The 26,470-nt window shown below is 71.5% G+C and carries 26 protein-coding genes and 1 pseudogene; 12 read left to right on the forward strand and 15 right to left on the reverse strand.

Annotated elements, in window-relative coordinates; all coding sequences use genetic code 11:
- The first annotated feature begins 42 nt into the window (after positions 1–42).
- Positions 43–1,752, forward strand: coding sequence for a GTPase (locus KYK13_RS35975; protein WP_223639257.1), 1,710 nt, complete (start codon positions 43–45; stop codon positions 1,750–1,752).
- A gap of 177 nt (positions 1,753–1,929) precedes the next feature.
- Here KYK13_RS35975 and KYK13_RS35980 read toward each other — a convergent pair.
- Positions 1,930–2,379: pseudogene (locus KYK13_RS35980) on the reverse strand (M23 family metallopeptidase); the annotation flags it as partial.
- A gap of 369 nt (positions 2,380–2,748) precedes the next feature.
- Between KYK13_RS35980 and KYK13_RS35985 the strand changes: the two are divergent.
- From KYK13_RS35985 to KYK13_RS36010, 6 genes are all read left to right on the forward strand, one after another.
- Positions 2,749–3,387: a TetR/AcrR family transcriptional regulator gene (locus KYK13_RS35985; protein WP_223639259.1), complete on the forward strand. Its 639-nt coding sequence runs from the start codon at positions 2,749–2,751 to the stop codon at positions 3,385–3,387.
- A 21-nt stretch (positions 3,388–3,408) separates the two neighbouring features.
- Positions 3,409–4,308: a sterol desaturase family protein gene (locus tag KYK13_RS35990; RefSeq protein WP_223639261.1), complete on the forward strand. Its 900-nt coding sequence runs from the start codon at positions 3,409–3,411 to the stop codon at positions 4,306–4,308.
- 169 nt (positions 4,309–4,477) lie between these two features.
- Positions 4,478–6,067: a glucose-6-phosphate isomerase gene (locus tag KYK13_RS35995; protein WP_223639263.1), complete on the forward strand. Its 1,590-nt coding sequence runs from the start codon at positions 4,478–4,480 to the stop codon at positions 6,065–6,067.
- Positions 6,068–6,196: 129 nt separating this feature from the next.
- Positions 6,197–6,778, forward strand: coding sequence for a nodulation S family protein (locus tag KYK13_RS36000; RefSeq protein ID WP_223639265.1), 582 nt, complete (start codon positions 6,197–6,199; stop codon positions 6,776–6,778).
- Between the two features lie 56 nt (positions 6,779–6,834).
- Positions 6,835–7,602 (forward strand): SDR family NAD(P)-dependent oxidoreductase, encoded by a 768-nt coding sequence (locus KYK13_RS36005; protein ID WP_223639267.1) that lies wholly within the window; start codon positions 6,835–6,837, stop codon positions 7,600–7,602.
- Between the two features lie 42 nt (positions 7,603–7,644).
- Complete coding sequence (locus KYK13_RS36010; protein ID WP_223639269.1) at positions 7,645–8,172, forward strand: hypothetical protein; 528 nt, start codon at positions 7,645–7,647, stop codon at positions 8,170–8,172.
- Here the strand turns inward: KYK13_RS36010 and KYK13_RS36015 are convergent.
- The 10 genes from KYK13_RS36015 to atpG all read right to left on the reverse strand — a co-directional run bounded on the left by KYK13_RS36015 (position 8,162) and on the right by atpG (position 17,230).
- Positions 8,162–9,217 (reverse strand): cytochrome d ubiquinol oxidase subunit II, encoded by a 1,056-nt coding sequence (locus KYK13_RS36015; RefSeq protein WP_223639271.1) that lies wholly within the window; start codon positions 9,215–9,217, stop codon positions 8,162–8,164. The two genes, KYK13_RS36010 and KYK13_RS36015, sit on opposite strands and share 11 nt — an antisense overlap.
- The gene (locus KYK13_RS36020; RefSeq protein WP_304504124.1) at positions 9,207–10,553 is read right to left on the reverse strand and encodes a cytochrome ubiquinol oxidase subunit I; all 1,347 of its coding nucleotides are present in this window, start codon (positions 10,551–10,553) and stop codon (positions 9,207–9,209) included. Before KYK13_RS36020 ends, KYK13_RS36015 begins: the two co-directional genes overlap by 11 nt.
- A gap of 36 nt (positions 10,554–10,589) precedes the next feature.
- Positions 10,590–11,087, reverse strand: coding sequence for a hypothetical protein (locus tag KYK13_RS36025; RefSeq protein ID WP_223639276.1), 498 nt, complete (start codon positions 11,085–11,087; stop codon positions 10,590–10,592).
- Positions 11,084–11,488, reverse strand: coding sequence for a phage holin family protein (locus tag KYK13_RS36030; RefSeq protein ID WP_223639278.1), 405 nt, complete (start codon positions 11,486–11,488; stop codon positions 11,084–11,086). The genes KYK13_RS36025 and KYK13_RS36030 overlap by 4 nt, the downstream gene beginning before the upstream one ends.
- Positions 11,489–11,683: 195 nt before the next feature.
- Positions 11,684–12,715: an ADP-ribosylglycohydrolase family protein gene (locus KYK13_RS36035; RefSeq protein WP_223639281.1), complete on the reverse strand. Its 1,032-nt coding sequence runs from the start codon at positions 12,713–12,715 to the stop codon at positions 11,684–11,686.
- Between the two features lie 436 nt (positions 12,716–13,151).
- Entirely contained in the window at positions 13,152–13,421 is a 270-nt protein-coding gene (locus KYK13_RS36040; RefSeq protein WP_223639284.1) for a hypothetical protein, read from the reverse strand.
- Positions 13,422–13,551: 130 nt separating this feature from the next.
- Positions 13,552–13,956: a F0F1 ATP synthase subunit epsilon gene (locus tag KYK13_RS36045; protein WP_223639287.1), complete on the reverse strand. Its 405-nt coding sequence runs from the start codon at positions 13,954–13,956 to the stop codon at positions 13,552–13,554.
- A 29-nt stretch (positions 13,957–13,985) separates the two neighbouring features.
- Positions 13,986–14,543, reverse strand: coding sequence for a hypothetical protein (locus KYK13_RS36050; RefSeq protein ID WP_223639290.1), 558 nt, complete (start codon positions 14,541–14,543; stop codon positions 13,986–13,988).
- Positions 14,544–14,565: 22 nt separating this feature from the next.
- Positions 14,566–16,011 (reverse strand): F0F1 ATP synthase subunit beta, encoded by a 1,446-nt coding sequence (atpD, locus tag KYK13_RS36055; RefSeq protein WP_223639293.1) that lies wholly within the window; start codon positions 16,009–16,011, stop codon positions 14,566–14,568.
- A 325-nt stretch (positions 16,012–16,336) separates the two neighbouring features.
- The gene (atpG, locus tag KYK13_RS36060; protein ID WP_223639296.1) at positions 16,337–17,230 is read right to left on the reverse strand and encodes an ATP synthase F1 subunit gamma; all 894 of its coding nucleotides are present in this window, start codon (positions 17,228–17,230) and stop codon (positions 16,337–16,339) included.
- A 274-nt stretch (positions 17,231–17,504) separates the two neighbouring features.
- On the opposite strand from atpG, the gene KYK13_RS36065 reads away from it, so the two are divergent.
- Both KYK13_RS36065 and KYK13_RS36070 read left to right on the forward strand, forming a co-directional pair.
- Entirely contained in the window at positions 17,505–18,152 is a 648-nt protein-coding gene (locus KYK13_RS36065; protein ID WP_223639299.1) for a vancomycin high temperature exclusion protein, read from the forward strand.
- Between the two features lie 115 nt (positions 18,153–18,267).
- Complete coding sequence (locus KYK13_RS36070) at positions 18,268–18,543, forward strand: hypothetical protein (RefSeq protein ID WP_223639302.1); 276 nt, start codon at positions 18,268–18,270, stop codon at positions 18,541–18,543.
- A gap of 109 nt (positions 18,544–18,652) precedes the next feature.
- Here the strand turns inward: KYK13_RS36070 and KYK13_RS36075 are convergent, their stop codons facing one another.
- Positions 18,653–19,837, reverse strand: a complete 1,185-nt coding sequence (locus tag KYK13_RS36075; protein ID WP_223639305.1) for an SMI1/KNR4 family protein — start codon at positions 19,835–19,837, stop codon at positions 18,653–18,655.
- 212 nt (positions 19,838–20,049) lie between these two features.
- Here KYK13_RS36075 and KYK13_RS36080 point away from each other — a divergent pair, with 212 nt between their 5' ends.
- Positions 20,050–20,409, forward strand: coding sequence for a co-chaperone YbbN (locus tag KYK13_RS36080; protein ID WP_223639308.1), 360 nt, complete (start codon positions 20,050–20,052; stop codon positions 20,407–20,409).
- 18 nt (positions 20,410–20,427) lie between these two features.
- Here KYK13_RS36080 and KYK13_RS36085 read toward each other — a convergent pair whose 3' ends face one another.
- Together KYK13_RS36085 and KYK13_RS36090 are read right to left on the reverse strand one after the other, a co-directional pair.
- A complete protein-coding gene (locus KYK13_RS36085) occupies positions 20,428–22,293 on the reverse strand; it encodes an ABC transporter ATP-binding protein (protein WP_223639310.1) in 1,866 nt (621 codons plus the stop codon).
- A 37-nt stretch (positions 22,294–22,330) separates the two neighbouring features.
- Positions 22,331–23,266: a universal stress protein gene (locus KYK13_RS36090; RefSeq protein WP_223639313.1), complete on the reverse strand. Its 936-nt coding sequence runs from the start codon at positions 23,264–23,266 to the stop codon at positions 22,331–22,333.
- A gap of 504 nt (positions 23,267–23,770) precedes the next feature.
- Here KYK13_RS36090 and KYK13_RS36095 point away from each other — a divergent pair.
- Positions 23,771–23,932, forward strand: coding sequence for a hypothetical protein (locus KYK13_RS36095; protein WP_223639316.1), 162 nt, complete (start codon positions 23,771–23,773; stop codon positions 23,930–23,932).
- An 86-nt stretch (positions 23,933–24,018) separates the two neighbouring features.
- Here KYK13_RS36095 and KYK13_RS36100 read toward each other — a convergent pair whose 3' ends face one another.
- Positions 24,019–24,222: a CsbD family protein gene (locus KYK13_RS36100; protein ID WP_223639319.1), complete on the reverse strand. Its 204-nt coding sequence runs from the start codon at positions 24,220–24,222 to the stop codon at positions 24,019–24,021.
- A 324-nt stretch (positions 24,223–24,546) separates the two neighbouring features.
- Between KYK13_RS36100 and KYK13_RS36105 the strand changes: the two genes are divergently transcribed.
- Positions 24,547–26,331 carry a methyl-accepting chemotaxis protein gene (locus tag KYK13_RS36105; protein ID WP_223639322.1) on the forward strand — a complete coding sequence of 595 codons (1,785 nt, stop codon included), beginning with the start codon at positions 24,547–24,549 and terminating at the stop codon, positions 26,329–26,331.
- Positions 26,332–26,470: the final 139 nt, after the last annotated feature.

Below are 26,470 nucleotides of genomic sequence, written 5' to 3' on the forward strand. Positions count from 1 at the left end.
CTGGTAGCCAGCACGAGCGCGCCACGTCACGCTGGCCCTTCCGTGGACGACACCCGCCTTCCCGACCCTGAAGCCCTCCGGCCGCTGCTCACCGACGCGCTGTCGCTGCCCGCGCTCAAGCCCCATGGCCCGCGCCTGGAGCGCCTGCTGGAGGACTACGCGCGGGGCATCGCCCGGAGGGACGCGCCGCTCGTCGTCGCGCTGGTGGGCGCCACCGGCGCGGGCAAGTCCACCCTGCTCAACGCCCTCTCCGGCCAGCACCTCTCCCGCGAGGGCGTGGACCGCCCCACCAGCACCGCCTCCACCCTCTTCGCGCCGGAGGGCATGGCCACGGACGAGCTGGCCCGCACCGGCGCGCGCGTCGTGCGCTACACGCCCGGCCCCCAGGGCCTGTGGAGCGGCCAGGTCTTCATCGACACGCCGGACCTGAACAGCGTGGCCACGGCGCACCGCGAGGTCGCGCGCGCCGCGCTGGACAAGGCCGACGTGGCGCTCGTGGTCATGCACCGGGGCAGCGTCGCGGAGGCCACCCAGGTGGAGTTCCTCGCCGAGTTCGCCCGCCGCCGCGCGCTCGTCTTCATCCTCAACTTCGCGGACGAGCTCTCCGCCGACTCGCGCGACGCGCTGAAGTCCCAGGTCCGCCGCCTGGCCACCCAGCACTACGGCCTGGCCGCGGAGGACGTCCCCGTCTTCGCCATCAGCGCGCGCGCCGCGAAGGACGGCCAGGACGTCTCCGGCGAGTTCGGCCCGCTCCTCTTCCACCTGCGCGGGCTGGCCACCCAGGCCGTGGCCGCGCGCGTGCGCCACACCAACGCGCTGGGCGCGCTGGAGGAGCTCGCCTCCATCATCCAGAGGGCGCTCGATGACACGGACGCGCTGCTCGCGAAGACGCGCACCGCGCTGGACGCGGGGCTCGCTCGCGCGGCGGAGGCGCTCCAGGCGGACTTCGACGCGCGGCTGTCCCTGGCCCACGGACACCTGGCGTCGGAGGTGCGCCGTCAGGCCGCGGGCCGCTTCTGGGGCCCCGCCGCGTGGGGACTGCGGCTGTCGTTGTGGGGAGCGTCCGGCATGGGCGCGGGCGCGCTGGTGGCCCGGCGCAGCCTGCCCGCGGGGCTCGCGGTGGCGGCGGCCTCCACGGTGGTGGACGCGGTGAGGGACCGCACCCGCGCCCGCGCCGCGGAGGTGGCCGTGGTGGAGCCCTTCGAGGACGACTTCCTCGCGGAGTCCGCCGCTCGCACCGCCCTGGCGGAGGCGCGCAGCGTGGCGCGCACGCAGGGACTGGAGGCGGAGAGCCTGGGCGTGCCGGACGTGGAGGCGATGCTGGCGGAGCTGCGCGTGGCCCGCGCGGGCGCGTGGCGCTACACGGCCTCCACCGCCGTCGCGGAGGCCGTGGCCCGCTGGTGGCGCACGGCCCGGTGGCTGGTGCTGCCGCTCATCAACCTGCCCCTGCTCGCGCTGCTGGCGCACGTGGGCTACCGCGTGGTGCGCGGATACGTCGAAGGCCCCCTGTTGCCATTGGAGTACTTCCTCAACGCGGGGGCCTTCTTCGGGCTGCTCGCGGGCGCCGGAGCGCTGCTCGCGTCAGCGAGTCTCGTCGGAGCCGCTCGCCATGCGGGGCGTGCGGGCCGGAGCCGCTTTGTCGAGGCCCTCGCCGCCCTGGGCGGGAGGCTGGGAGAGGCCGTCGAGGAGGGCCTTGGCACCGGGCGGCAGGCCGCGCGACGCATCCTGGAGCGTATTCGCGTTCTCGGGTGACATGGACATCACGGCCTGGCCGGGCACGTGGACGCCACCGTTGGAGGCCATCAGCGGCTGCGCGGAGTCCTTGCACAGCGGCGCCGACACCAGCGTGTCACGCACCGGGTCCCCGTAGCCCACGATGCGCGCGGGCACGGAGGGGTTGTTCCAGCCGGCGCCCTGCTCCCTGGCGACCTTGAAGTGCAGGTGCGCGCCGCACGCCCAGCCCGTCGCGCCGGAGAAGCCGATGAGCTGGCCCTCCTTCACGCGCTCACCGGCCTTCACCACCACGGCGCTGAAGTGCAGGTACTGCGTCTCCAGCCCGTCGCCGTGGGAGATGACGACGTAGTTGGCCATGGGCGCGAACTGCTCGCCGCATCCGCCCTGCTTGCTGTCGCCGCGCGCCATGCGCACGACGCCGTCATGCGCCGCCACGATGGGCGTGCCTTCCGGCATCCGGAAGTCCCACGCGAACGTGTCGTTGTGCTGGTGACTGCCCGTCTCGTGACCCTGGCTCACCGTATAGATGCGACCACAGGCGAAGGGCACGCCCACCTCGGGCATGTTCGCGGCCGCCGAGGCGGCGGGAGGGAGGGCAGGAGCAGAAGCGAGGAGGGAGCCGACGAGAAGAGCGGAGAAGTTCATATCGGGGCGGGCGGACAACCAGCGCAAGGCCTCGCGCTATTTCACAGCCATTTTCGCTCAGTCCCGAACGGATCACTAGCAGCCGAGCCACGCCCCGCCCTGTCTCAAGGGGGCGAGCCTTGACCACACTCCAGAGGGAAAACGGCCCGGAAGCACGAGAGCGCCTGCCTCCCTGCCTGTCCGGTTGGCAGGCATTGCGCCTCCCAATCACATCCGCCCCCATCCCTGTCAGCTGCACGGGCGCAAAGACAGACGCCCGTCCGCCTGAACGCCCCACGGGCAGGCCCGGGCGTCCGCGATCCGACCTCCTGGAGCCGGGCCCCAAGAAAGTGACTGGTCACTTTTTAAGTCAGCGGTTATCGTTCCGGCATGTCCCCGAAGTCCGCCCCCCGGAAGGCCGCGGTCCCGGTGCGCCGCACGCAGGCGGAGCGCCGCGAGTCGACGCGCCGCAAGCTGCTGGACGCCACCCTCGAGACGCTGGTGGAGCAGGGCTACGCGCGGCTGACGACGGTGGAGGTGGCGAAGCGGGCGGGCGTGTCGCAGGGGGCGCTCTTCACGCACTTCGAGACGAAGGAGGAGCTGCTCGCGGTGGCGGTGGAGCACCTGTTCCCGCGCCTCATCCAGGACTTCCTCGCGGGCGTGGGCGCGCGGCCCTCCGGCAAGGACCGCGTGGGCGCGGCGGTGGACATGCTGTGGGCCGCCTACCAGCGGCCGGAGTTGCAGGCCGCCATCGAGCTGTACGTCGCGGCGCGCACCAGCCCCGAGCTTCAGAAGGCGCTGGCGGCGGTGGACGGGCCGCACCGCCAGAACATGCACCGCGTGGCGCGCGAGCTGTTCCCGGACGTGGCCGCCACGCACCCGGACTTCGACGACGTGGTGGAGCTGGCGCTGGACGCGGTGCAGGGCGCGGCGGTGGGTGGCGCGGCCCGGCCTTCGGACCCCGCGCACCGCCGCATGTTGGACACGCTGGCGCGCTTCATGCGCGTCGCGTTCGCACCCAGGGATTGAATTCGCAGGAGGTCAGCAGCCATGGACATGACGCACATCCCCGACCTCATCACCCCGGCCATCCCGGTGTTCGTCATCACCGTCATCGCCGAGGTCTTCTGGGTGAGGAGGCTGCGGCAGGAACGTGGCGAAAGCATCAAGGGCCACACGTGGAAGGACACGCTGGCCAGCCTCTCCATGGGCCTGGGCAACGTGGCGGTGGGCGTGTTCTGGAAGGGCGTGGCCTTCGCGGGCTACGCGGCGCTCTACCACCTGACGCCCTTGCGCATGGGCCACGGGCTGGTGGCGTGGGTGCTGCTCTTCTTCATGGAAGACCTCTGCTACTACGCCTTCCACCGCGTCCACCACGAGAGCCGCTTCTTCTGGGCGTCGCACGTGGTGCACCACTCCAGCCAGCACTACAACCTGTCCACGGCGCTGCGGCAGACGTGGACGCCCATGACGGGCTGGGTGTTCTGGGCGCCGCTGGCGCTGCTGGGCTTCTCCCCGGAGATGATCGTCACGCAGCAGGCGGTGAGCCTGCTGTACCAGTACTGGATCCACACGGAGGCCATCAACCGGCTGCCGCGTCCGGTGGAGTGGCTGTTCAACACGCCCTCGCACCACCGCGCGCACCACGCATCCAACGCGGCCTACATCGACGTGAACTACGCGGGCATCCTCATCATCTGGGACCGGCTCTTCGGCACGTTCGTCCCGGAGACCGAGCGCCCCATCTACGGGCTGACGAAGAACCTCACCACGCACAACCCGGTGCGCATCGCGTTCCATGAGTTCGCCGCCATCGTGAAGGACGCGGCCCGCCCCGGACCGCTGAGCCAGCGGCTGGGCTACATCTTCCGAAACCCGGCATGGAAGCCCAAGGAGGCGCCGCCGGCGGCGGGGCCCCCCACCGTGGAGGCCGCCAACCCGGCGCCTTGAGGGCCTCGCCCTTCCGGGTGGAGGACAGCCCGGGGGTGGAACCGACGTCCAGGCAACGCGGCGCGCGACATCGTTGCGTCCCCGCCATGCGGGCCTTGCTACGGTGCGCCGCGACGGTTCTGGCGGGCGCCGCGCATGAGGTCGGCGCCCCTTGCAAGGGAGTCGGGTCATGACGGAGCGCGAGTTGTGGGAGCGGTACCAGCGGCACCTGTGCGTCGTCCCTTCCGTGGGGCTCACGCTGGACATCTCCCGCATGAACTTCGGCGCGGACTTCCTGGACGGGATGCGCTCGCGCATGGACGCGGCCTTCCAGGCCATGGACGCGCTGGAGAAGGGCGCCATCGCCAATCCGGATGAGAAGCGCCGCGTGGGCCACTACTGGCTGCGCGCCCCGGAGCTGGCGCCGGACGCGGAGCTGAAGAAGGCCATCACGGACATGCAGGCCCAGGTGGCCGCGTTCGCGAGGGACGTGCACGCGGGCAAGGTGAAGCCCGCGAAGGCGCGGAAGTTCACGCAGGTGCTGATCGTCGGCATCGGCGGCTCCGCGCTGGGTCCGCAGCTGGTGGCGGACGCGCTGGGCAGCGGCCGGGACGCCATGCAGGTGCACTTCCTGGACAACACGGACCCGGACGGGATGGACCGCGTGCTCAACGGCCTGGGCGAGCGGCTGGCGGAGACGCTCACCGTGGTCATCAGCAAGTCCGGCGGCACCAAGGAGACGCGCAACGGCATGCTGGAGGCGGAGGCCGCCTACAAGCAGCGCGGCCTGGACTTCGGCGCGCACGCGGTGGCGGTGACGGGCGACGGCAGCGAGCTGGACGCCTACGCCAGGGGCCACCAGTGGCTGCGCACCTTCCCCATGTGGGACTGGGTTGGCGGGCGCACGTCGGTGATGTCGGCGGTGGGGCTGGTGCCGGCGTACCTGCAGGGGCTGGACGTGGACGGCTTCCTCGCGGGCGCGAAGGACATGGACGCGGCGACGCGCGGGCATGACGTGGCGGCGAACCCGGCGGCGCTGCTCGCGCTGATGTGGTTCCACGCGGGCGGCGGCAGGGGCCAGAAGGACATGGTCATCCTGCCGTACAAGGACCGGCTGATGCTGATGTCCAAGTACCTCCAGCAGCTGGTGATGGAGTCGCTGGGCAAGGAGCTGTCGCTGGACGGCAAGGTCGTGAACCAGGGCATCGCCGTCTATGGCAACAAGGGCTCCACGGATCAGCACGCCTACGTGCAGCAGCTGCGCGAGGGCGTGAACAACTTCTTCGTCACCTTCGTGGAGGTGCTGAAGGACCGCGACGGCAGGTCCCTGGCGGTGGAGGGTGAGAACACCAGCGGCGACTACCTGCTGGGGTTCCTGTTGGGCACGCGCCGGGCGCTGTTCGAGAAGGGCCGCGAGTCGATGACGCTCACCGTGCCGGACGTGAGCGCGCGCACGCTGGGGGCGCTGATCGCCCTGTACGAGCGGGCGGTGGGCTTCTACGCGAGCCTGGTGAACATCAACGCCTATCACCAGCCGGGCGTGGAGGCGGGCAAGAAGGCCGCGGGGCGCGTGCTGGAGCTGCAGGGCAAGCTGCTGGCGAAGCTGAAGGCGGCGAAGGCGGAGGCGCGCTCGGCGGAGCAGCTGGCGCAGGACATCGGCGCGGCGGATGAAGTGGAGACGGTGTTCAAGCTGCTGGAGCACCTGTCCGCGAACAGCGACCACGGCGTGAAGCGCTCGGGCGGCGCGCGTCCGGCGGAGGCCCGCTTCCAGGCCGGCTGACCCTGCGCTGACCAACGCCAGACGCTCCGACTGCCCCTGGGTCGACACCTCCTGGCCCCGGGCGCACGGGATGTGGGGGGCGCGGACGGTTCCCATCCTGAGAGTCCATCTCCTCAGGAGCCCCTCGCGATGAAACCAGCCTCCGCCCTCCTGCGGCCCCCGCCCCTTGCCTCCCGGGAGGCCGAGGATCCGTGGGGCCCCGACACGCTGGGCTGCGTGCGCAGCCGCGACGACGTCACGCTGGCCTCGCTCCCCCACGCGCGCTACCGCTCCGGCCTGGAGATTGGCGGCAACATCGGGCTGCTCACGGAGAAGCTCCAGTCGCGCTGTGACGCCCTGCTCTCCCTGGAGTCCTCCGGGTCCGCCCAGGCCCGCGCCATCCACCGCTGCCGCCACCTGTCGCACATCCGCTTCGAGCAGACGGACATCCTGGTGCGCTACCCCGCGCAGACCTTCGACCTCACCCTGGTGGCCGGACGCGCCGCCTACTGGAACCTCCGCGAGATGGCGCTCGCGCAGCAGCGCATCCTGGAACACCTGGAGCCCGGCGGGCACCTGGTGCTCGTGCACTGGACCGGCCAGACGCGCGACATGTGCCTGGACGGTCACGCGGTCCACGACGCCTTCCGCCAGCTCGCCCCCACGCACCTGCGCCACCTGCGCGGCGTGATGGAGGGCGCCTGGCGCCTGGACGTCTTCGAACGCCTTTGAACGCCCCGGCGAATCCCCTCCCCCACCCGGCCCGGGCGGGCGGTAGAACGGACGGCATGGAACTCGGAATCACGGGGAAGACAGCGCTCGTCACCGGCAGCAGCCGGGGCATCGGGAGGGCCATCGCCACGGTGCTGTCGCGCGAGGGCGCCCGGGTGTGCGTGTGCGCGCGCCACCTGGAGCCGCTGGAGGCCATCGCGAAGGAGCTGCGCTCCGAGGGCGCCCAGGTGGCCACGGTGGTCGCGGACGTGGCCACGCAGGAGGGCGCGTACCTGGCGGTGGACTCCGCGGTGCGCGCCTTCGGCTCGCTGGACATCCTGGTGAACAACGTGGGCGGCAGCGGCGGCGCGGGCGCCTTCGACGCGGCCAGCACCCAGCAGTGGAACGACGTCCTCCAGCGCAACCTGATGTCCGCCGTGTGGTGCAGCCAGCGCGCGGTGCCGGTGATGCGCCAGCGCGGCGGCAGCATCGTGCACATCAGCTCCATCTTCGGCCGCGAGTACGCCACCAGCGCGCCCTACAGCGCCGCCAAGGCGGGCCTCGTCGCGCTCACCAAGGAGATGGCCGTGGACCTGGCGTCCCACCGCGTCCGCGTCAACTCCGTGGCCCCGGGCTCCATCTTCTTCCCCGGCGGCAGCTGGGACAAACGCCAGCAGCACGACCCGGAGGCGGTGGCGAAGATGGTGCGCGAGCAGATTCCCTGGGGCCGCTTCGGCACGCCGGAGGAGGTGGCGGACGTGGTCGCCTTCCTCTGCTCCGAGCGGGCGAAGTGGGTGACCGGCGCCACCCTCCCCGTGGACGGCGGACAGGGCCGTGCCTACTAGGGCCCGTTGCGGTATGGAGTCCGCCCGCATGAGGCCAACGCATTGCTGAAGCTCTACAAGAAGGACGGCGACACCTTGCGCTACTGGGAGGCGTGGGAGCACGAGGGGGTCGTCACGGTGCACTGGGGCGCCGTCGGTGATGGCGGCGAGCAGAAGACCGTCCCCGTCCCCCCGGACGAGGACCCCGACATGGTCATCGCCCAGGAAGCCGGGGCCCTGGTGGACGCCGGCTACGACGAGCCCGAGCCGGACGCCATGGCCGTGCTCCTCGTCGAGTACACCGTGCAGGGCAAGGGCACCGGCCACGACTTCGAGCAGCGCAACGCCGTGGAGGAGCTGCTCACGGACGCGCTCGGCTGGACGGGCAACGGCGAGGTGGAGGGCGGCGAGACGGAGGCGGGCGTCATGCGCGTGCACTGCCGCGTGATGGACCCGGACTCGGCCGCGCGCACCGTGGTGGAGGCGCTGGACGCGGAGGACCTGCTCGAAGGGGCCCGCGTGCTGGTGGCGCGGGGCGACGAGCCGCCCCGCGTCGTGCACCCGCCGCTCTTCCCCGTGCTCAAGTCGTAGGCGTCTCCGGAGCCTGGGGGGGAGCCTGGGGGGGAGCCTGGGGCGCCTGGCCGCGCGGCCCGAAGACGCGGAACAGCAGCACCAGCGACGGCACCACCGTCACCAGCCCCACGGCCAGGGCCACGAGCAGCAGCCGCTGGACCTCCGGCGGCGCGGCCGTGCCCTGGAGCGTCAGGTGCGGGTAGACGAGGTACGGCGCCTGCGACACGGCCCACCCCAGCACGATGAGCCCGCCCTGCGTGGCCGCCGCCACCCGGGCGGCCCGGAAGCGCCGCGTCCACAGGAGCGCGAACGCCGTCACCGCCGCCACCGCCGTGCCCGCGTGCAGCGCCAGCGCGAACGGCGTCTGCAAGAGCCCCGTCCACACGCGGGGAGCCCCCTCGCGCGACAGCAGCAGGGCGGCCAGGGCCAGCGGGAACAAGAGCCCGCCCATCACCAGCGCCCGGCGCCGGAAGTCCTCCGCCAGCTCGGGCGTGCGCGCCTCGTGCGTGAGGTACACGGCCGCCAGGAACGCGAACAGCCCCAGCGTCAGCGCGCCCACGGACAGCGCGAAGGGCGACAGCCACGACGCGAAGAAGCCGCTCACCACCGCGTGCCCCTGCATGCGGATGGCGTCGCTGGCCACCGCGCCCACGCACATGCCCAACAGGAGCGGCGCCACCACGCTCGCGACGCTGAACACCACGCCCCAGCGGCGCTCCACCGCGTCGCCGCGCGTGTCGTAGGCGCGGAAGGTGAACGCCGTGCCGCGGAACACGATGCCCAGCACCAGCAACGTCAGGGGCACGTGCAGCGCCACGCTCAGCGCCGCGAAGGCGCGCGGGAAGCCGCTGAAGAGCAGCACCAGCCCGACGATGAGCCAGACGTGGTTCACCTCCCACACCGGCCCGATGGCGTGGGCGATGAGCGCTCGCTGCTCCGCCTTGCGCGGCCCCCGCGCCAGCAGGTCCCACACCCCGCCGCCGAAGTCCGCTCCGCCCAGCAGCGCGTACAGCACGAACGTGCCCGCCACCGCGAAGCCCAGCACCGCCGTCTCAGGGGACATGGGCCACCTCGCCTCCCGCGGGCGCGCCGGGCGTCTTGGAGCCGGGCAGCGTGCCCGCCACCTGCCGCCAGAGCACGAAGAGCACCGTCACCCCGAGGAACAGGTACACCCCCGTGAAGGTGAGGAACGGCGCGGCCAGGTGCGGCACCGGCGTCACCGCCTCGCCCGTGCGCATCACGTCCCGGACGATCCAGGGCTGCCGTCCCCACTCCGTGACGAGCCACCCCGCCTCCAGCGCCACCAGCCCCAGCGGCCCCGCCCAGAGCCACGCGCGCATCATCCCCTTGCCGTGCGGCCACTCGCGTCCGCGCCACCTGCGCCACAGCGTCACCAGCGCGAGCAGCGCCATCAGGCTGCCCGTGCCCACCATCACCTGGAAGGCCCCGTGCACCCTGGCCACCGGCGGCCAGTTCTCGCGGGGGAACTCGTTCAGCCCCTTCACCACCGCGTCCGGATCCGCGAACGCCAGGATGGAGAGCCCCTTCGGCAGGTCGATGGCGCCCGGCACCGTGCCCTTCTCCGCGTCCGGCCATCCGCCCACCCTCAGCGGCGCGCCCGCCTCCGTGTGGAAGTGCGCCTCCATCGCGGCCAGCTTCACCGGCTGCGCGCGCGCCACGTGCTTCGCGGACAGGTCCCCCACCAGGGGCTGCACGAGCGCGGTGACGCACGCGAGCGGCAGCGCGATGGACAGCGCCTTCCGGTGGAACGCGGCGCCCGGGTGCCGCAGCAGGATGAAGGCGTGGATGCCCGCCATCGCGAACGCGCTGGCCTGATAGCAGGACAACAGCACGTGCGCCGTCTGGTACTGCCAGCCGGGGCTGAACATGGCCACCAGCGGCTGCACGTCCGTGGGCCCCGCCGGCGTGGGCGTGAAGCCGGACGGGTTGTTCATGAACGTGTTCACCAGCGTGACGAAGAACGCGCTCGCCGCGCCGCTCACCGCCACCATCCCGCCGCTGAACAGGTGCAGGCCCGGCGACACGCGCTCGCGGCCGTACAGGTAGATGCCCAGGAAGATGGCCTCGGTGAAGAAGGCCACGCCCTCCAGGCTGAAGGGCAGGCCAATCACCTCCCCGTAGCGACCCATGAACTCCGGCCACAGCAGGCCCAGCTCGAACGAGAGCACCGTCCCGCTCACGGCCCCCACCGCGAACAGGATGGCGGTGCCCTTCGCCAGCTTCTCACTGAGCTTCCGGTAGTCCGCGTCCCCCGTCCGCCGGGACTTCAGGTCGCTCAAGACCATCAAGACAGGCAACGCCACGCCGGCCGCCGCGAAGACGATGTGGAACGCGAGCGACAGTCCCATCTGCGCGCGCGCATAGAGCAGGTCCGTCATGGACATCAGTCTGCTTTATGCGCGATTTTTACGCATTCAGGATTTCTTATCCTTGTCCGCAGGCACCTTGGTCATCACCCTGGAGGGCACCAGGGACTGGATGGAGTTGCGGGCCACGGCGGTGGCGAGCGACGTGGCGAAAATCATCACCACCTTGCGGCCCAGCTCCGCGCCCAGCGGCTTGTCCTCGATGCTGGTGGCCACGCGGTCCGGGTGGGCCCAGGCGCGCTCCAGGGCCTTGCGGCGCTGGCGGCGCACGCGCTCGTCGTGGTGGCGGGCGCGGTAGATGGCGTAGCCCACGCCCAGGCCCACCGCCACCAGGGCGGCGGCGCCCACGGTGACGAGCAGGTCGCGGTGCTGGTTGACGTGGTAGCGCACGTCCGTGGCGCGGGCGCGCCGGCGGTCCAGCTCCTCCAGGGTGAGCAGCAGCTCGTCGCGGATGCGGTCCGCGGTCTGCTCCACCTGCTCGCGGTCGCCCATGCGCCGGGTGATGGCGTGGTCCTCGTGGGCTTGCGTCTCGGGTGCCTGGCTCATTGCAGCGTCTCCCGGGTCATCTGAAAGTCCGTCTTCAAGCGCTCCTGGGTGTGGACCAGCGGCTTCTTGGGAATCCGCTTCGTGCCCAGGAACAACAGGAGGCCGGCCACGGCCAGCAGCACCACCCCCACGATGAGCACGCCCACGGCGGCCCCCAGCGGCAGCGCCAGGCCCAGCGCGACGAAGAGCACGGCCAGCGACGTGAGGGCGAGCACGGCCCCCGCGCCCACGAAGATGCCCGCCAGCTTGGCGGACTGCAGCTCCTGCTTCAGCTCCTTCTTGGCGTGCATCACCTCCGCCTTCACCAGCAGGCGGGTTTCCGACAGCGCGTGCCGGATGAGTTCCGCGGTGGAGAGCGTCTCCAGCTGCGTCCGCTCCAGGCGTTCCGATTCGAGGTCCACGACCGTGCCTCCGACAGGATGACTTCCAGAGCGCAGCCCTCGGACGCCTGACTGGCCGTCCCGGCTGCCCCCGGTCTGTCCCTCAAGGTGGTCAGGAAGGATGTGTGGGAGAAGTCCCGCCGCACACCCCTTTTCCGTCCGGCTGCCTGCCTGGTGCCCCCGCCCCGTGAGGAGAGGCATCCGGCCCCCGGTCAACTACCGGCGGCGCTGCTGATGCGCGATCGCCGTGGCCAGGGTCTCGCGCACCTGGCGGGCCCGGAAGAGGCGGTCCGCGGTGTCCAGCAGGTTCTCCGCGTACAGCACCTGCTTGCGCAGGCGGGCCGGGATGGCGCGGGTGCCCAGGTGCGCGCCCAGGAGGGCCCCGGTGAGCGCGGCCGTCACGTCCGCCTCGCCGCCGCAGCGCAGCGTGAGGACCACGGCCTCGCGGAAGTCGTGCGGCACCTTCAGCGTCGCGTACAGCGACGTGAGCAGCACCGGCACCACGTGGCACGGCAGGCCGTCCACGCCCTTCAGCTCGCTGGGGGGCACGCCCACCTTGCGCAGCTGGTTGAGCGCGCGCTGGGTGTCCCAGGTGAGCAGCCGCGGCAGGTGGCGGATCTCCTCCGCCAGGTTCTTGTCGTGCACGGCGGCGGACAGCGCCAGGGCCTCGCAGAAGGCCGCGGGCGTGAGGGCCTCCTCCTCCATGCCCAGCGCCACCGCCTGCGCGAACGCGGCCGCGGCCGCGGCGCAGACGGGGTCCTTGTGCGTGATGACGGTGAGCACGCCCGCGTCGTGCGGCAGGCGCGCACGCTGGCCGCTTTCGAAGAGCCCCACCACCAGCGCGCGGCTGAGCACCGACGGGCACTTCGTGCCCAGGGGCGCGCCCGCGCTCATCCACGGCGTGCCGCCCGCCAGCCGCTGCAGCGCCTCGGAGAGGCTGCGCGGCGGCTGGAGGATGATGCCCTCCTGCCACAGCCACGCCAGGTGCAGCGCCGCGCTGCGGCCGTCCACCTTGCCCTCGCGGATGACGCTCTCCGCGGCCGCGAGCAGCAGCTGCGTGTCGTCGCTGAACTGGCCCTTGGCGAACTTGCCGCGCGGCCGGGGCGCGAAGTCCTCCGCCAGCCCGGGCAGCCGCGCCAGGCTCGCCGGGGGGATGCCCCTCAGCGGAAAGCCGAGCGCATCCCCGATGGCGAGCCCCAGGAATGCCGCATGAAAACGGTCCTGGCGGTCTGCGGGAGTCAGCGGCATCGGAGGGGCGGAGATTACCCGAGCCTCAGCCAAGGACGAGCACCGAGATGAACGCTGCGTGGGCGCGCGACGCGACGGCGGATCGATCATGGGGCCTTGACGTGCACGAAGCGGGTGCGGTGAAGCGCTGGACAAGAAAGGTCCCGCTGGATTGCACCACGCGCGTCGCCACTGTCCGCCTCCTCCGCCGTCACCACGGCGCAACCGGGGGCGCGGTAGCTATCGCATCCTGCCGCTTTTCAGCAAGCAGGCGGGCCCGTGGAAACGCGCGAGCATGTCCAACTTCGAATGCTGCACATGGACCGAAAGGGACGCATGGGTGGCCGCGCGTGGGTGCGCAAGGCGCCGTGCGCGTGCGCGACCCACGGGCTCAGGTGTTCACCTTGACGCGCGCGACTTCACTTCGTCCACGCGATGCGCGAGGTGCGCGCGCGGATCACGCGCCGTCGCGGCCCAGGTTCACCACCGCCATCAGCCGCGCCACCACGGCCTCCGCGCCCTGGTGCAGCCGCGCGCCGTCCCACAGCGCGGGGGACGTGTGGCCGCCGCGCTCGCGCCAGTCCCGCTCCACTTCTTCGTAGGTGAGGTTGCGGAAGCGCACGCGGTCCTCCAGCGCGTGGTCCGTGACGAAGCGGCGCGCGGTGGCGGACGGCGGATCCGCGATGCGGTGGAACAGCTCCAGGACGGGCGAGTCGGGTGTGCTCATGACAGCGCCGCATCATGCGCCCTGGAACGCGAAAAGGGTGGAGCGCCGGCCCCCGTGCCTCGGGAGCTTCGGGACTCCACCCTTCCGGATGCCGCCTGCGCGCGCCGGGGAGGACGCGCGAAGCAGGACGTCAGCGCGTCTCGGCGGCGCTGATGCGCGCGGTCTCGCGGCGCACCGTGGCCTGCTCCATCGCGTAGCGCGCGTCCGCGCTGTTCAGGTCCTTGAGGCGCGCCTGGGCGTCCTCCATGCGGCGGCGGGCGCTGGCCACGTCGATGCCGGTGACGTGCTCGGCGGCGTCCGCCAGCACCAGCACCTTGTCGTTGCTCACCTCCACGAAGCCACCGGCCACGAAGTAGCGGTCCTGACGGCCCGCCTCCATGAGGGTGAGCGTGCCCGGCTCCACCAGCGACAGGAACGGCGTGTGGCCGGGACGCACGCCGAACAGGCCCTCGCCGCCCGGCACGATGGCCTCGTCGGCCTGCACGGACAGGATGCGCTTCTCGGGGGTGACGATCTCGACAGTCAGCTTGGCCATGAAGGTCCTCGTGCTACCGCACTACCGCATCAGAAAGTCAGCCGCTGGGTCTGCGCGCCCACCGGCTCGAACTCCAACACCCCGGCGTCCGTCAGGCGGGGGCCCTTGCCCGGAATGCCCAGGGTGCCCTCCAGCCACTTGAGGTGGTGGGCCAGCTGCCGCACCTCCGGCAGCTGCTTCGTCGTCATCAGCTCCGTCAGCCGCCGCTCCTGGAGCTTCTGCCCGGTGCGGTCGAACTGGGCCGCCACCATCACCCGCGCCCACGCCAGGCCCTGGCCCTTCGCCTTCTTCCTGCCCTGGCTGGGGAGCGGCTTGCCCTTCTCCACCAGCGGGTACAGCACCCAGACCTTCTCCCCGTCGTTGGACGCGAAGTAGAGGTCATCCACCGTCCCCACGCACACGTCCGCCGACCAGAGGGGCCCGCTCTCCTTGAGCATCTCCAGCCGGCATTTCCCCACGCCCACGTCCACGGTGCGGACGCTGTAGAGGCCGTTCCCGCTCACCCGTGCCCGGCTGCCGCGCTCCTCCGCCAGGGCGGAAGGCGCGGCACCACAGAGCAGCAGGGCGAGCGCGACGGTCAGGCGCATGGGGACGCTCTCCGGGAGGCGACTAGCTCGCCGCCATCTTGCGGGCGTTCTCCAGCACCTCTTCGATGCCGCCCGTCATGTAGAAGGCGCTCTCCGGGATGTCGTCGTGCTTGCCGTCCGCGATCTCCTTGAAGCCGCGGATGGTGTCCTGGAGCTTCACGTAGCGGCCGTCCTTGCCGGTGAAGACCTTGGCCACGAAGAACGGCTGGGACAGGAAGCGCTGGATCTTCCGGGCGCGCGCCACGGACAGCTTGTCCTCTTCCGACAGCTCGTCCATGCCGAGGATGGCGATGATGTCCTGGAGCTCCTTGTAGCGCTGCAGGATGCCCTGGACGCGGCGGGCCACGGCGTAGTGCTCGGCGCCCAGCACGTCCGCGGACAGGATGCGGCTGGTGGAGTCCAGCGGGTCCACGGCGGGGAAGATGGCGAGCTCCGCGATGGAGCGGTTGAGCACCGTGGTCGCGTCCAGGTGGGCGAACGCGGTGGCCGGCGCCGGGTCCGTCAGGTCGTCCGCGGGCACGTAGATGGCCTGCACGGAGGTGATGGAGCCCTTGGTGGTGGAGGTGATGCGCTCCTGCAGGCCGCCCATCTCCGTGGCGAGCGTGGGCTGGTAACCCACCGCGCTGGGGATGCGGCCCAGGAGGGCGGACACTTCCGAGCCGGCCTGGGTGAAGCGGAAGATGTTGTCCACGAAGAGGAGCACGTCACGGCCCTCCACGTCGCGGAAGTACTCCGCCATGGTCAGCGCGGAGAGGGCCACGCGGGCGCGGGCGCCGGGCGGCTCGTTCATCTGGCCGTACACGAGGACCGCCTGGCTCTTCTCCAGGTTGTCGGTCTGGATGACCTTGGTCTCCTGCATCTCGTGGTACAGGTCGTTGCCCTCGCGGGTGCGCTCACCGACGCCGGCGAACACGGAGAAGCCGCCGCGCTCCACGGCCACGTTGCGGATGAGCTCCTGCAGGAGCACCGTCTTGCCCACGCCGGCGCCGCCGAACAGGCCGATCTTGCCGCCGCGGGTGTAGGGGGCGAGCAGGTCGATGACCTTGATGCCGGTCTCGAACATCTGCACGCGCACGTCCTGCTCCGTGAAGGGCGGGGGGGCGCGGTGGATGGGCCAGTACTCGGTGGCGCTCACGGGGCCCATCTCGTCCACCGGGTCGCCGGTGACGTTCATGATGCGGCCCAGGGTGGCCTTGCCCACCGGCACCTGGATGGGGGCGCCCGTGTTGGACACCGGCATGCCGCGGCCCAGGCCCTCGGTGGAGTCCATGGCGATGCAGCGCACGGTGTTCTCACCCAGGTGCTGCGCCACCTCGATGACGAGGTTGTCCTTCTCCGCGCTCAGGTTGGGGTTGGTCACCTTGAGGGCGACGTACACCTCCGGGAGCCCGCCGGGCGGGAACTCCACGTCGACCACGGGGCCGAGAACCTGCGTGATCTTGCCAGTCGTCGGGACTTGAGCGCTCATGGGACTCCTCTGCCTTGTCTCGTGTGGCGAGCGGCCGGGGCGCCGCCGCCCGTCAGGAAATCGAACCCCGAAGAGGGGTGTGGGCGGGCCCCCTTTACCGGGGGGTGCCCGGCAGGGTCAAGCCTCCCGGGTCCGCGCACGTAAGTCCCGCTTAGCGGAGCCGTGTCCCGGGCGCCAGTCCCTTGCGGCGCCCGCCCCTGGCGCCTGGCCGGTGAGGGGGCCTGGAACGACGAAGGGCCCGTGCCTCGGACGCTCGTGGGAGCGCGAAGCAACGGGCCCTGCGTCATGAAGCCAGGAGCCGGGAGGCGGCCGGGCGGGAGGCGGACTACTTGAGGGCCTCGGCGCCGGAGACGATCTCCATGAGCTCCTTGGTGATGACCGCCTGGCGGGTGCGGTTGTAGATCAGCGTGTAGCTGGAGATCATGTCCGTGGCGTTGTTGGTGGCGTTCTCCATGGCGCTCATGCGCGCGCCCTGCTCGCTGGCCACGCTCTCCAGCAGCGCCCGGTACAGCTTGATGTTCACCGCCTGGGGCACCAGCCGGTCCAGCACGGCCTGACGGGACGGCTCGTACTTGAAGTCCACCAGGGCCGTGGGCGTGGTGACGGAGGCCTCCTCGGAGGGGGCGGCCTTCACCGCGGCGGGCTGCAGCGGCAGGAGCTGCGAGACGACCACGTTCTGGCTGATGGCGGAGACGAACTCGTTGTAGACGACGTAGACCGCGTCGACCTCGTCGTTGAGGAACGAGGCGGCCAGCTCCTCCGCGACGTTGGCGGCCGAGCGGTAGTTGAGCGTCGCGTAGAGGCCGGCGAAGTCCTTGCGGATGGCCTGGCCGCGGTTGCGGAAGAAGTCGTTGCCCTTGCGGCCCACCGTGGAGATGCGGATCTCCAGGTTGTTGTTCTCGTACAGGAACCGGTTGGCGCGGCGGATGACGTTGGAGTTGAAGCCGCCGGCGAGGCCGCGGTCGGACGTGAGGAGCACCAGCTCCACGCGGCGCACGGGGCGGGTGGCCAGCAGCGGGTGCGCCAGCTCCTGGTCGGCGGAGCGCGCGGCCAGCTCGGAGATGATCTGCTCCAGCGTCTGCGCGTACGGGCGGGCGGCGAGGATGGCGTCCTGCGCCTTCCGCAGCTTCGCGGCGGAGACCATCTTCATGGCCTTGGTGATCTGCCGCGTGTTCTTCACCGAGCGGATGCGCTTGCGGATGTCGCGAAGGGACGCCATGGACCGGAAACTCCTCTGGAACGACGTGCGGCGCGCGCCCCTGTGACAGCCCGGGCTGGCCATGAGGGACGGCGGGCCCCCTATATAGGCGGGGCGGGGGCCGGTCAACGGCGGGGTGCCCGGATGAGGCCCCCACCCTGCCCCCGGGCCCGCCGCCACCGCCGTCCGGGGACCGGGCGGGCGTGACCGGTTCCCATCAACGGGCCGCCGGTGGTGCTTTCCGAGTGGGGGGCGCCGGAAGAGAATGGCCCCTTCCGACCGTTCTGCGGGGTCCATGAAGGCTGGCGGCACGACCAGGGTGTGGGTACGCAGGGGCCTGGGGCTGCTCGGGCTGGCCCTGGCCGTGCTGCTGGGTCTGTCCCACTTCGTGCGCCTGCGCTACCAGGGCCGCATCGTGCCGCTGGCGGTCGCGCCAGAGGCCCCGGTGGCCCTGGTGTTCGGGGCGGGGCTGGCGCCGGGCGCGGTGCCGTCTCCCGTGCTGGCGCAGCGGCTGGACGCGGCCATCGCGCTGTGGCGGCAGGGCAAGGTGCGGTCGCTCCTGGTGAGCGGGGACAACTCCGCGCCCTTCCACAACGAGACGCGGGCCATGCGGCGCTACCTGCTGGAGCGCGGGGTGCCCGCGGACGCGGTGCTGGGAGACGAGGCGGGGCTGTCCACGTACGACAGCTGCCTGCGGGCGCACTCGGTGTTCGGCGCGGACCGGGCGGTGCTCGTCACGCAGCGCTTCCACCTGTCGCGGGCGCTCTTCATCGCCAACTCGGTGGGCATCGACGCGTGGGGCGTGGCGGCGGACGAGGGACGGCCGACCCCCTGGCGCTACACGGTGCGCGAGACGCTCTCCCGGGTGCTGGCGCTGGGGATGGTGCTGCTGGACGTGAAGCCCGGCAGCCCTGACGCCCGGCCGCCGACGGCTCCCCGCTGACGAGGGCCGGGCCCGGCAGGCAGGCGGGCTGCGTTCCATTGCGGCCGCCTTCCCGGGGTCCCATTTTCGTGAGGACACGGAAGCTTTTCTCAACCGTCCCTGTCGAGGAGACCCCATGCGGTTCAACAAGCTCGGAGATGAGGACGTGGGCGAGTCCACCTCACTGCGCCACCGGAACCCGGACACCGGCGAGGATGAAATCAACATCTCGGACCAGGACCTGGCCGCGTCGCCGCCCATGGAAGAGGAGGCGGATGCGCGGGACATCCTGCCGGATCAGATCCAACGCTTCGGCCGGGGGGACGAGGAGGAAGAGGAGCGCGAGGTGAGCGCGCAGCCCGACGAGCCCGGGGCCCGCGCGCAGTCGCCGGACCTGCTGCCCGAGGGGTAGCCGGGTCCGACCCGGGGATGTGAACAGGGCGCGTCCCCCGTGCGTGGGACGCGCCCTTTGTTCGTCAGGTGGAGGGCCCGTCAGGAGCCCCCCATCCACCGGGTCCGGCTCAGGACCGGCGGCGCGAGGACTTCTTCGCCGCGGACCTGCGGGCCGGAGCCTTCTTCGCGGCCCCGCGCTTCCGGGCAGCGCCCTTCTTCGCGGCGGCGCCACGCTTCTGGACAGCGCCCTTCTTCGCGGTGGCCTTGCCCGTGGCCTTCTTCGCGGCGGCCTTCTTCGCGGCCCCGCGCTTCTGGGCAGCGCCCTTCTTCGCGGTGGCCCCCTTCTTCACGGGGGACTTCTTCGCGGCGGCCTTGACCGTGGCCTTCTTCGCGGGGGCGCCCTTCTTCGCGGCCCCACGCGCGGGCGCGGACTTCTTCGCGGCGGCCCCCTTCTTGGCGGGGGCGGCCGGCGCCCCGGTGATGGGCGGCTCGCGGCGGGCCTTCTTCGCGGCGGGGCGCTTCGGCTTGGCCTCCTCGAACAGCTCCTCCTGTTCGGGCGCCTCTTCGTCGCGCACGTCCTCGTCGGCTCCGGACTCCGCCTCACCGGTGTCCTCGGCGAGTTCCTCCTCCAGTTCCTCCTCGCCGGACACCTCGGCCTCGCCCTCGTCGTCGAAACCGTCCTCGTCGGCGGCCTCGGCGGCCTCGAATGCCTCCGCGTCGGCGGCATCCGTGTCGGCCTCCTCGCCCTCGTCGCCCACCCGCGCCGCGGCGCCGGACAGCGCGCCCTGGAGCACGGCGTTCATGGCGCGCGCGAAGGTGCGCTCCCCGAAGGTCTCCTTCTCCTCGACGGGCGGAATCAGCACCTCCAGCATGTCCTTGAGCGAGCGGTACATCCGCATGTCCTTCTTCTCGCCGTCCCAGGTGCCGAAGACCCAGTCCTCCCCGTCCAGCGCGTCCACCCAGCCGGGCAGCGGCCCGCCGCCGTCCCCCTGCTCCTCCATGGCGGACTTGCGCGCGACGAACAGGTGCCGGTGCGTCCCCTTCAGCCCGAAGCGCCACACGCCCGCGGCGGGCAGGCCCACCACCATCAGGCGGCTCTTCTCCAGGACGCTGGGCTCCCCCTCGCCGCCATGCAGCGGGTACAGCCGCACCTCGCCCTGGAACTCACCGCCGTTGAGCGCCTGATACAGGTCCGCCAGGTCCTCGGGAAACGGGACGCCGCACTCCGTCTCCGCGCGGCGGACCTCCTCCGCCTGCACACCCTCCGAGGTCGTCTTCGCCGACTTGCGCAGTGACTCCAACCACTCGTGCATGACCCCTCCACGACATCGACAGCCACCAGGGCTCGCACCTTAAGGCGCCTGGGCCCTCGTGCGCAGTGTGCATGTCGGGTTTCGTCTACCCGACGCCTGTAGACATACCTGGACAACCTGACACGCCGCCCCCGCCATCCCTCCTGGCCGCCTGCCCCCGAGCCTGGCGGCCCCGATGGAAGCCTGGCCCCTCGGGCGTTAGGAAGGACGCCATGGCGCATCCCGTAAGCATCGAGGCGACGACCGAGACCTTCGACTCGCTCGTCATGGAACCCCGCGACGAGCTGGTGGTGGTGGACTTCTGGGGTCCCGGCTGCCCCAACTGCGACATCTACGCGGCCGCCGAACCCGAGCTCCTCGAGGAGCTGGACGGCGCCCCCATGCGCGTCGTCAAGGTCAACGCCTACGAGCACGAGGCGCTGGCCACGCGCTTCGGCCTGTTCGGCATCCCCACCTTCCTGCTGTTCCGCAACGGGAAGCTCCTGGGGAAGATGAGCCAGTACTACGGCAAGCCGTACTTCCTGGGCGTCATCCGGGACCACCTGCCCGGCGGCGCCAAGGCCCAGGCCTGAAAGAGGCCCGGGCCCCGTTCAGTCCCGGTAGCCGCGCGCCTGAAGCCGGAACAGGTGCGCGTACCGCCCCTCGAGCGCCATCAGCTCGTCGTGGCTGCCCAGCTCCTGCACCGTCCCGTTGTGGAGCACGGCGATCTGATCCGCCATGCGCACCGTGGAGAAGCGGTGCGAAATCACGATGGCGATGCGGTCCGCGGCCAGCGCCTGGAAGCGCTCGAAGAGGGCGTGCTCGGCCTCCGCGTCGATGCTGGCCGTGGGCTCGTCCAGGATGAGCACCTCCGCGTCGTCGCGCATGAAGGCGCGCGACACCGCCAGCTTCTGCCACTGGCCGCTGGACAGCTCCTGGCCCTTCTCGAACCAGCCGCCGAGCATCGTGTCGTACTGGCCCGGCAGCGCCGCGATGACCGTGTTGGCGCCGCCCTGCTCCGCCGCCCGTTCGATGCGCGGCCGGTCCTCCAGCGCGGGCACGTGTCCCAGGCCGATGTTCTCCGCCACGCTGAACTGGTAGCGCACGAAGTCCTGGAACACCGCCCCGAAGCGGCCGCGCAGGTCGTCCGCGTCCATCCGCGCCGTGTCCACGCCGCCGTAGAGAATCTGGCCCTCCGTGGGCTCGTACATGCGCAACAGCAGCTTCACCAGCGTGCTCTTCCCCGCGCCGTTCTCCCCCACCAGCGCCAGCTTCTGGCCGGGCTTGAGCGTGAGCGACACGTTGCGCAGCGCCCACGCGTCCTTGCCCGCGTAGCGGAAGGACACGTCGCGCAGCTCGATGGCGTTGTTCCTGCCGCGCGGCGGTGAGACGGCGGGCAGCAGCCCCGGCGCGTTCTCCGCGGTGGGGATGTCCAGGTAGGCGAAGAGGTTGCTCATGAAGAGCGCGTCCTCGTACATGGAGCCCACGCTGGTGAGGATGCCCTGGAACGCGGCCTGCCCCTGCCGGAACACGGACAGGTACAGCACCATGTCGCCCACGGAGATGGTGGCGGACGCCGCGCGGCTCGCGACGAAGAGGTAGCAGCCGTAGAAGGCCGCCAGGGACACCAGGCCCAGCCCCAGGCCCCAGCCCATGCGCTTGCGCGCGAGCGCGCGGTCCTCCGCGAAGAACTTCTGGAACAGCGTGCGGTAGCGCCCCATCACCAGCGGCCCCAACCCGAAGAGCTTCACCTCCTTCACGGTGCTGTCGCGCGTGAGGATCCACTCCAGGTAGTTGAGCTTGCGCCCCTCCGGCGCGCGCCACGAGTACAGCCGGAAGCCCTCCGCCGCCAGGCGCGCCTCCGCGATGAACGCGGGGATGGACGCGGCGAGCAGCACCACCACGCTCCACGGCGACAGCGCCACGAGCAGCACCGCGTAGGTGGACAGGGTGATGACGTTGCGCACGATGCTGAACGCCTGCATCACCAGCGACAGCGGGCGCGCGTTCGCCTCGCGCCGCGCGTTCTGCATCTTGTCGTAGGTGTCCGAGTCCTCGAAGTGCTTGAGCTCCAGCTCCAGCGCCTTCTGGAGGATGCGCTCATTGAGCAGGTTTCCCAGGTGCGCGCGCAGCAGGTCCTTGGTGAGCGTGAGCCCCCGGTCCACCACCGCGGAGGCCACCATCAGCCCGAACTCCGTGGCCACCAGGCCCAGCACGCGCGAGTGCGCCGCCGCGTCGCCCTTCGCCGCGGCCACCACCGTGTCCACGATGAGCTTGCCCACCCACGCGATGCCCGCCGGCAGCACCGCCGCCACCAGCGTGAGCACGCCCAGCACCACCGCGCCCCGGGGGCTCGCCCGCCAGAAGAGGTGGAAGGTGCCCGGCAGTTGCTTGAAGAGGACGCCCGCGTTCTTCAGGCGGGCGCGGAGGGATGGCGGTGTCGACGGCGTGGGAGGTGGCAAGGTGCCGCCCCTCATAACGCCCTGGCGCCCGCCGCGCTGGGCTTCCCTGCTTTCAGGAGGTGGGGGCGACCACGCCGTCCGGCAGGGCGCCGGGCGGGGCCACGTGCCGGGAGATGAGCACGTCGCAGGGCGAGTGCCGCACCACGAACTCGGTCAACGAGGACGGCGGATTCGCGGAGGACATGCCCAGCGTGAGCAGGTCCGAGTCGCGCTCCCGGGCCTCCGCGAGGATGCACTCGCGCGGGTCCCCGAAGCGCAGGCGGATCTCCAGCGCGCGGCCCGTCTCGCGGTAGGGCGCGAGGAAGCGCCCGAGCGCCCTGCGCGTCGCGTCCTCACGCTCCTGCCGCAGCCGCAGCTCCAGCGCCAGGGGCGCGTCCCGCCGGTGCAGGGCCGCCGCCTCCTCGCGCACGTCCACCACGTGCAGCACCTCGATGGGGGTCGACGCGGGACACAGGCGCATCGTCAGCTCCAGCGCGCGGCGCGACTCCCGCGAGAAGTTCACCGCGACGAGGGGGCGGTGATAGACGCGGCCCGGGTGCGGCATCACCACCAGCACGGACGCGTCCACCTCCCGCACCAGCCGCATCACCATGGAGTCCTCCGGCAGCGGCACCACCGGGGGGCCCGGGTGCGGCCGGCCCACCACCAGCACCTCCACGCCCTGGTCCTTCGCCAGCTCCGCCGCCTCGTGGGGCGCGTCCCCGGTGCGCAGCTCCTCGCGCACGTCCACGTCCGGCCGCTGCCGCAGCCGCTTCGCCACGGATGACACCGACCGGCGCAGGCATCGCTCGCTGCCCACCATCCCGTCCGAGCCCTTGTGGCCATCCCACCGGCTCACGTGCAGCACGCTGAAGGCCGCCCCATGCGCGAGCGGGAGCCGCAGCGCGCGGGCCAGCGCGAACTCGGACTGCAGGGAGAAGTCCAACCCCACCGCCACCCGGTGCAGCCCCCGCTGAGCACGCAGGAGGCCGGCGGGCAGCAGCGGCAAGGTCCTCCTGGAAGACGCATTCGGCCTCATCTCGACTCCCTTCCACCGCTCCGCGCTTGGACGCACCCCATGGGCGTCGGCGTGGCGGCACGGCGGCTCACGCGGGCGCTCATGGACATACATTCAGCGCCGTCGGTGGATGTGCCACTTGTCTTGCGGGCGTGTTGGGTGGGGATGCCACGTCCGCAGCCTGGCGGGGGGCCACGCGAGCGGCGGAGCCCGGCGGGCCGCTTCACCGGGAACAGGCGAACAGGCCGTCCCGTCTTTGGAAGGAGTCCTGTTTCTGTAACGTTTTCAGGGCGCCCCACCGCTTCGTTCAAGGACTCCAGGGCAGACGGGCGCTCAGGGCCGTTGTTTCAACGGCTTGGGGCGTTGAGCGCACGACGCTCGCGGATGGGGGCGCTTTCAGAGGTCCGGCCAGCCCTTTGCAAAGACCTCTGCCCGGCTCCGCACGAAGGGCCATGGGCGGCGGGTCGGACGGCAGGAAGGCAAGGGAGCGGGAACATGCGAGGGGTCATCACCGGACGTGAGGTGGTTGCCAACCTGGGACTCATCTACCGGGAGTTCGGTACAGCCTGTGTGTTGCGCTGCCTCTGGGTGATGCTCAGCGGCAAGTCCACCACCTTCCTCGAGGTGGCGTGTCCCTGCGAGAAGATGCGGCGTTGAGCACCCCGCGGGGATGTGAAGACGGCTCGGGCCGCGAGAAGCACTGGCTTCCGCGGCCCGAACGGTTTCAACGGGGGTGACTGGCGCTACTGCGGATCCGCGTCGCCGCGGCGCGCTTCCTCGCGCTCGTCGCGCTTGTCCTTGATGGCGTGCTTCACGTCCTCGACCACGCCCTTGACCTTGCCCTTGAGGGTGTCCGCCTTGCCCTCGGCTTCCAGGGAGCGGTCGCCGGTCGCGACCCCCACGGTTTCCTTCACCTTGCCCTTGGCCTTGTCAGTCCACTCGCCCATGGCGTCCTCCTGACGTCGGTGTGTGAATCGTTGTGGAGGACAACGTGCTCACGTCACCCGCCGGCGGCATGCGTCGGCGGTGGCTCGCCCGCACGGCTGCCCCCGGGCCGTGACACGTCCGCGACAGCCAGGAATGTCAGGCGATGGACAGGGTGCGGCGTGCGGTAGAACGACACGCGCCCTGCCCTCCCCACCCGCCGTGTCCCTGCTTTTTCGCGGAGACCCGAGAGTCCATGCCACGGCCCGCGACAAGACGTGGACGTTGCATTGACGCACCCGCGCTTCCCGCTCAGGCTTGAGCGGTCCTCCCGGATCCGTCACCCGATGATACAGCCCTCCTCCACCTCGACCCAGGCGCTGCTCTTCAAGCTGCTGTTGCTGCGCACGCTGGTCGTCACGGTGGCGGTGGCGCCGGCCATCTACGTCGACATGCAGCTGTTGGACGTGGACGCGAGCATGGCGGGGTTCGTGCTGGGCGTCGTCACGCCCATCGTGATTGGCGGGCTGGCGCTGGTGGTGCCCATTGGGGCGGTGGGGGCGCTCTTGCGGCACGCGGTGGAGGCGGAGGCGAGTCCGGCGGAGCGGCTGGGGCGGCTGTTGCGGCTGCCGGGCGTGCTCACGTTCGTGGAGGCGCAGGCGGGCTGGTTCCTGGGCGGCATCTTCTTCAACGGCGCCATTGGCCTGGCGCTGGACCGGCCGCCGCGCGTCATCCTGGTGGGCGTGGCGGTGGCGATGAGCGCGGGCCTCTTCAGCGCGCCCATCATGTACATGCTCTACGAGAAGGCGCTGGCGGCGGTGACGCTGGAGGCGTTCCGCCGGGCGCCGCACGAGCGCCCTGTCGGCGAGGGGCTGTTCCTGCCGCGGCAGAGCTGGTTCCTGCCGGCCATCGTGGTGTCCGCGCTGCTGATTACGTGCATCACGAGCATCGCCACGTTGCAGCTGCGGCTGGAGAAGAACCTGTCGGCGCTGGCGGATGACCTGGAGCTGTCGGGCGAGTACCGGGGCGCGGCGCGGGTGCGCTCGCGCATCCACCCGCTGCAGCGCGACCTGACGTTGCCGGTGGCGTTCCTGGGTGGGTTCGCGGCGCTGGGGGCCATCTTCACGGCGGCGTGGGCGGCGCGCCGGCTGGCGCAGGGGGCGAAGGCGGTGGGGGCGTCGCTGGACGCGCTGGTGGAGGGCCGCGCGTCGCCGCCGCAGTGGGTGTCCACGGATGAGCTGGGGGACTTGTCCGCGCGCACGTGGTTGCTCTACGAGCAGTTGCAGGAGCTGCCCCGGTCGTTGCGCTCGTCCGCGGGGCACCTGGCGAAGGCGGGCACGCGGCTGACGGAGGCGAGCGACCAGCAGAACCGCACGCTGTCGCGGCAGGCGTCGGCCATCCACCAGGCGCGCACGACGGCGCAGGAGATCCAGCAGATGTCCAAGCTGGCGGCCAGCCGCGCGGGGAGCGTCCTGCAGGTGGCGGAGCGCACCGCGGCGATGGGCAGGCTGGGCGAGGAGTCGCTGGCGGGCACGGAGCAGGGGCTCGACGACATCCGGGGCCTGACGCACGGGTTGAATCAGCAGGTGGCGGACCTGGGCACGCGGGCCCGCGAGGTGGGCCGGGTGTCGGAGGTGGTGAAGTCGCTGGCGGACCAGTCGCACATGCTGGCCATCAACGCGGCCATCGAGGCGAGCCGCGCGGGCGAGCAGGGCCGGGGCTTCGCGGTGGTGGCCCGGCAGATGCGGGAGCTGGCGGACCAGTCCATCAAGGCGACAGGGCAGGTGCGCGGGCTGCTGGAGGGCATGGAGGCCGCGACGGGTGAGGCGGTCATCACCGCGGACAAGAGCGCGCAGGGCGTGGAGGCGGCGCTGGTGCCGCTGCGCAAGAGCGGCGAGCGGCTGCGGGAGCTCATCAAGCTGACGCACGAGTCCGCGTCAGCGGTGCGGCAGATCGCCGAGGCCGTGGCGCAGCAGCACGCGGGCGTGGATCAGCTGTTCAGCGCGGTGAGCGAGATGGACGAGCTGATGGCCGCGACGCTGCGGCAGCTGGGCACGACGCAGGAGGCGGCGACGGCGGTGGCCCAGGCGACGGGGCAGGTGTCGGAGCTGGCGGAGCGGTACGTGTCGTAGTCTGGCATTCCGTCTGCCATTGCATTAGTCTGCGCCCCGGTCGGAAAACGGCGGACCGGTTCGGTGAGCCCCGGTCACTTCCAGGGTGGAAGCACTTGTCCGTCTCCTTCGGGATTCAGGACCCACGGCCCTTCGAAGG

Source organism: Corallococcus sp. EGB, assembly GCF_019968905.1.
Classification (GTDB): Bacteria; Myxococcota; Myxococcia; order Myxococcales; family Myxococcaceae; genus Corallococcus.

Bases quoted from the DNA above. Each gene is read 5' to 3' on its own strand.
- atpD (WP_223639293.1), bottom strand. From the start codon at position 16,011: ATGAGCGCTCAAGTCCCGACGACTGGCAAGATCACGCAGGTTCTCGGC.
- KYK13_RS36105 (WP_223639322.1), top strand. From the start codon at position 24,547: ATGATACAGCCCTCCTCCACCTCGACCCAGGCGCTGCTCTTCAAGCTG.
- KYK13_RS36025 (WP_223639276.1), bottom strand. From the start codon at position 11,087: ATGAGCCAGGCACCCGAGACGCAAGCCCACGAGGACCACGCCATCACC.
- KYK13_RS36095 (WP_223639316.1), top strand. From the start codon at position 23,771: ATGCGAGGGGTCATCACCGGACGTGAGGTGGTTGCCAACCTGGGACTC.
- KYK13_RS36080 (WP_223639308.1), top strand. From the start codon at position 20,050: ATGGCGCATCCCGTAAGCATCGAGGCGACGACCGAGACCTTCGACTCG.
- KYK13_RS36065 (WP_223639299.1), top strand. From the start codon at position 17,505: ATGAAGGCTGGCGGCACGACCAGGGTGTGGGTACGCAGGGGCCTGGGG.
- KYK13_RS36085 (WP_223639310.1), bottom strand. From the start codon at position 22,293: ATGAGGGGCGGCACCTTGCCACCTCCCACGCCGTCGACACCGCCATCC.
- KYK13_RS36045 (WP_223639287.1), bottom strand. From the start codon at position 13,956: ATGGCCAAGCTGACTGTCGAGATCGTCACCCCCGAGAAGCGCATCCTG.
- KYK13_RS36050 (WP_223639290.1), bottom strand. From the start codon at position 14,543: ATGCGCCTGACCGTCGCGCTCGCCCTGCTGCTCTGTGGTGCCGCGCCT.
- KYK13_RS36035 (WP_223639281.1), bottom strand. From the start codon at position 12,715: ATGCCGCTGACTCCCGCAGACCGCCAGGACCGTTTTCATGCGGCATTC.
- KYK13_RS35990 (WP_223639261.1), top strand. From the start codon at position 3,409: ATGGACATGACGCACATCCCCGACCTCATCACCCCGGCCATCCCGGTG.
- KYK13_RS36070 (WP_223639302.1), top strand. From the start codon at position 18,268: ATGCGGTTCAACAAGCTCGGAGATGAGGACGTGGGCGAGTCCACCTCA.
- KYK13_RS35995 (WP_223639263.1), top strand. From the start codon at position 4,478: ATGACGGAGCGCGAGTTGTGGGAGCGGTACCAGCGGCACCTGTGCGTC.
- KYK13_RS36040 (WP_223639284.1), bottom strand. From the start codon at position 13,421: ATGAGCACACCCGACTCGCCCGTCCTGGAGCTGTTCCACCGCATCGCG.
- KYK13_RS36100 (WP_223639319.1), bottom strand. From the start codon at position 24,222: ATGGGCGAGTGGACTGACAAGGCCAAGGGCAAGGTGAAGGAAACCGTG.
- KYK13_RS36020 (WP_304504124.1), bottom strand. From the start codon at position 10,553: ATGACGGACCTGCTCTATGCGCGCGCGCAGATGGGACTGTCGCTCGCG.
- KYK13_RS36000 (WP_223639265.1), top strand. From the start codon at position 6,197: ATGAAACCAGCCTCCGCCCTCCTGCGGCCCCCGCCCCTTGCCTCCCGG.
- KYK13_RS35985 (WP_223639259.1), top strand. From the start codon at position 2,749: ATGTCCCCGAAGTCCGCCCCCCGGAAGGCCGCGGTCCCGGTGCGCCGC.
- KYK13_RS36005 (WP_223639267.1), top strand. From the start codon at position 6,835: ATGGAACTCGGAATCACGGGGAAGACAGCGCTCGTCACCGGCAGCAGC.
- atpG (WP_223639296.1), bottom strand. From the start codon at position 17,230: ATGGCGTCCCTTCGCGACATCCGCAAGCGCATCCGCTCGGTGAAGAAC.
- KYK13_RS36075 (WP_223639305.1), bottom strand. From the start codon at position 19,837: ATGCACGAGTGGTTGGAGTCACTGCGCAAGTCGGCGAAGACGACCTCG.
- KYK13_RS36015 (WP_223639271.1), bottom strand. From the start codon at position 9,217: ATGTCCCCTGAGACGGCGGTGCTGGGCTTCGCGGTGGCGGGCACGTTC.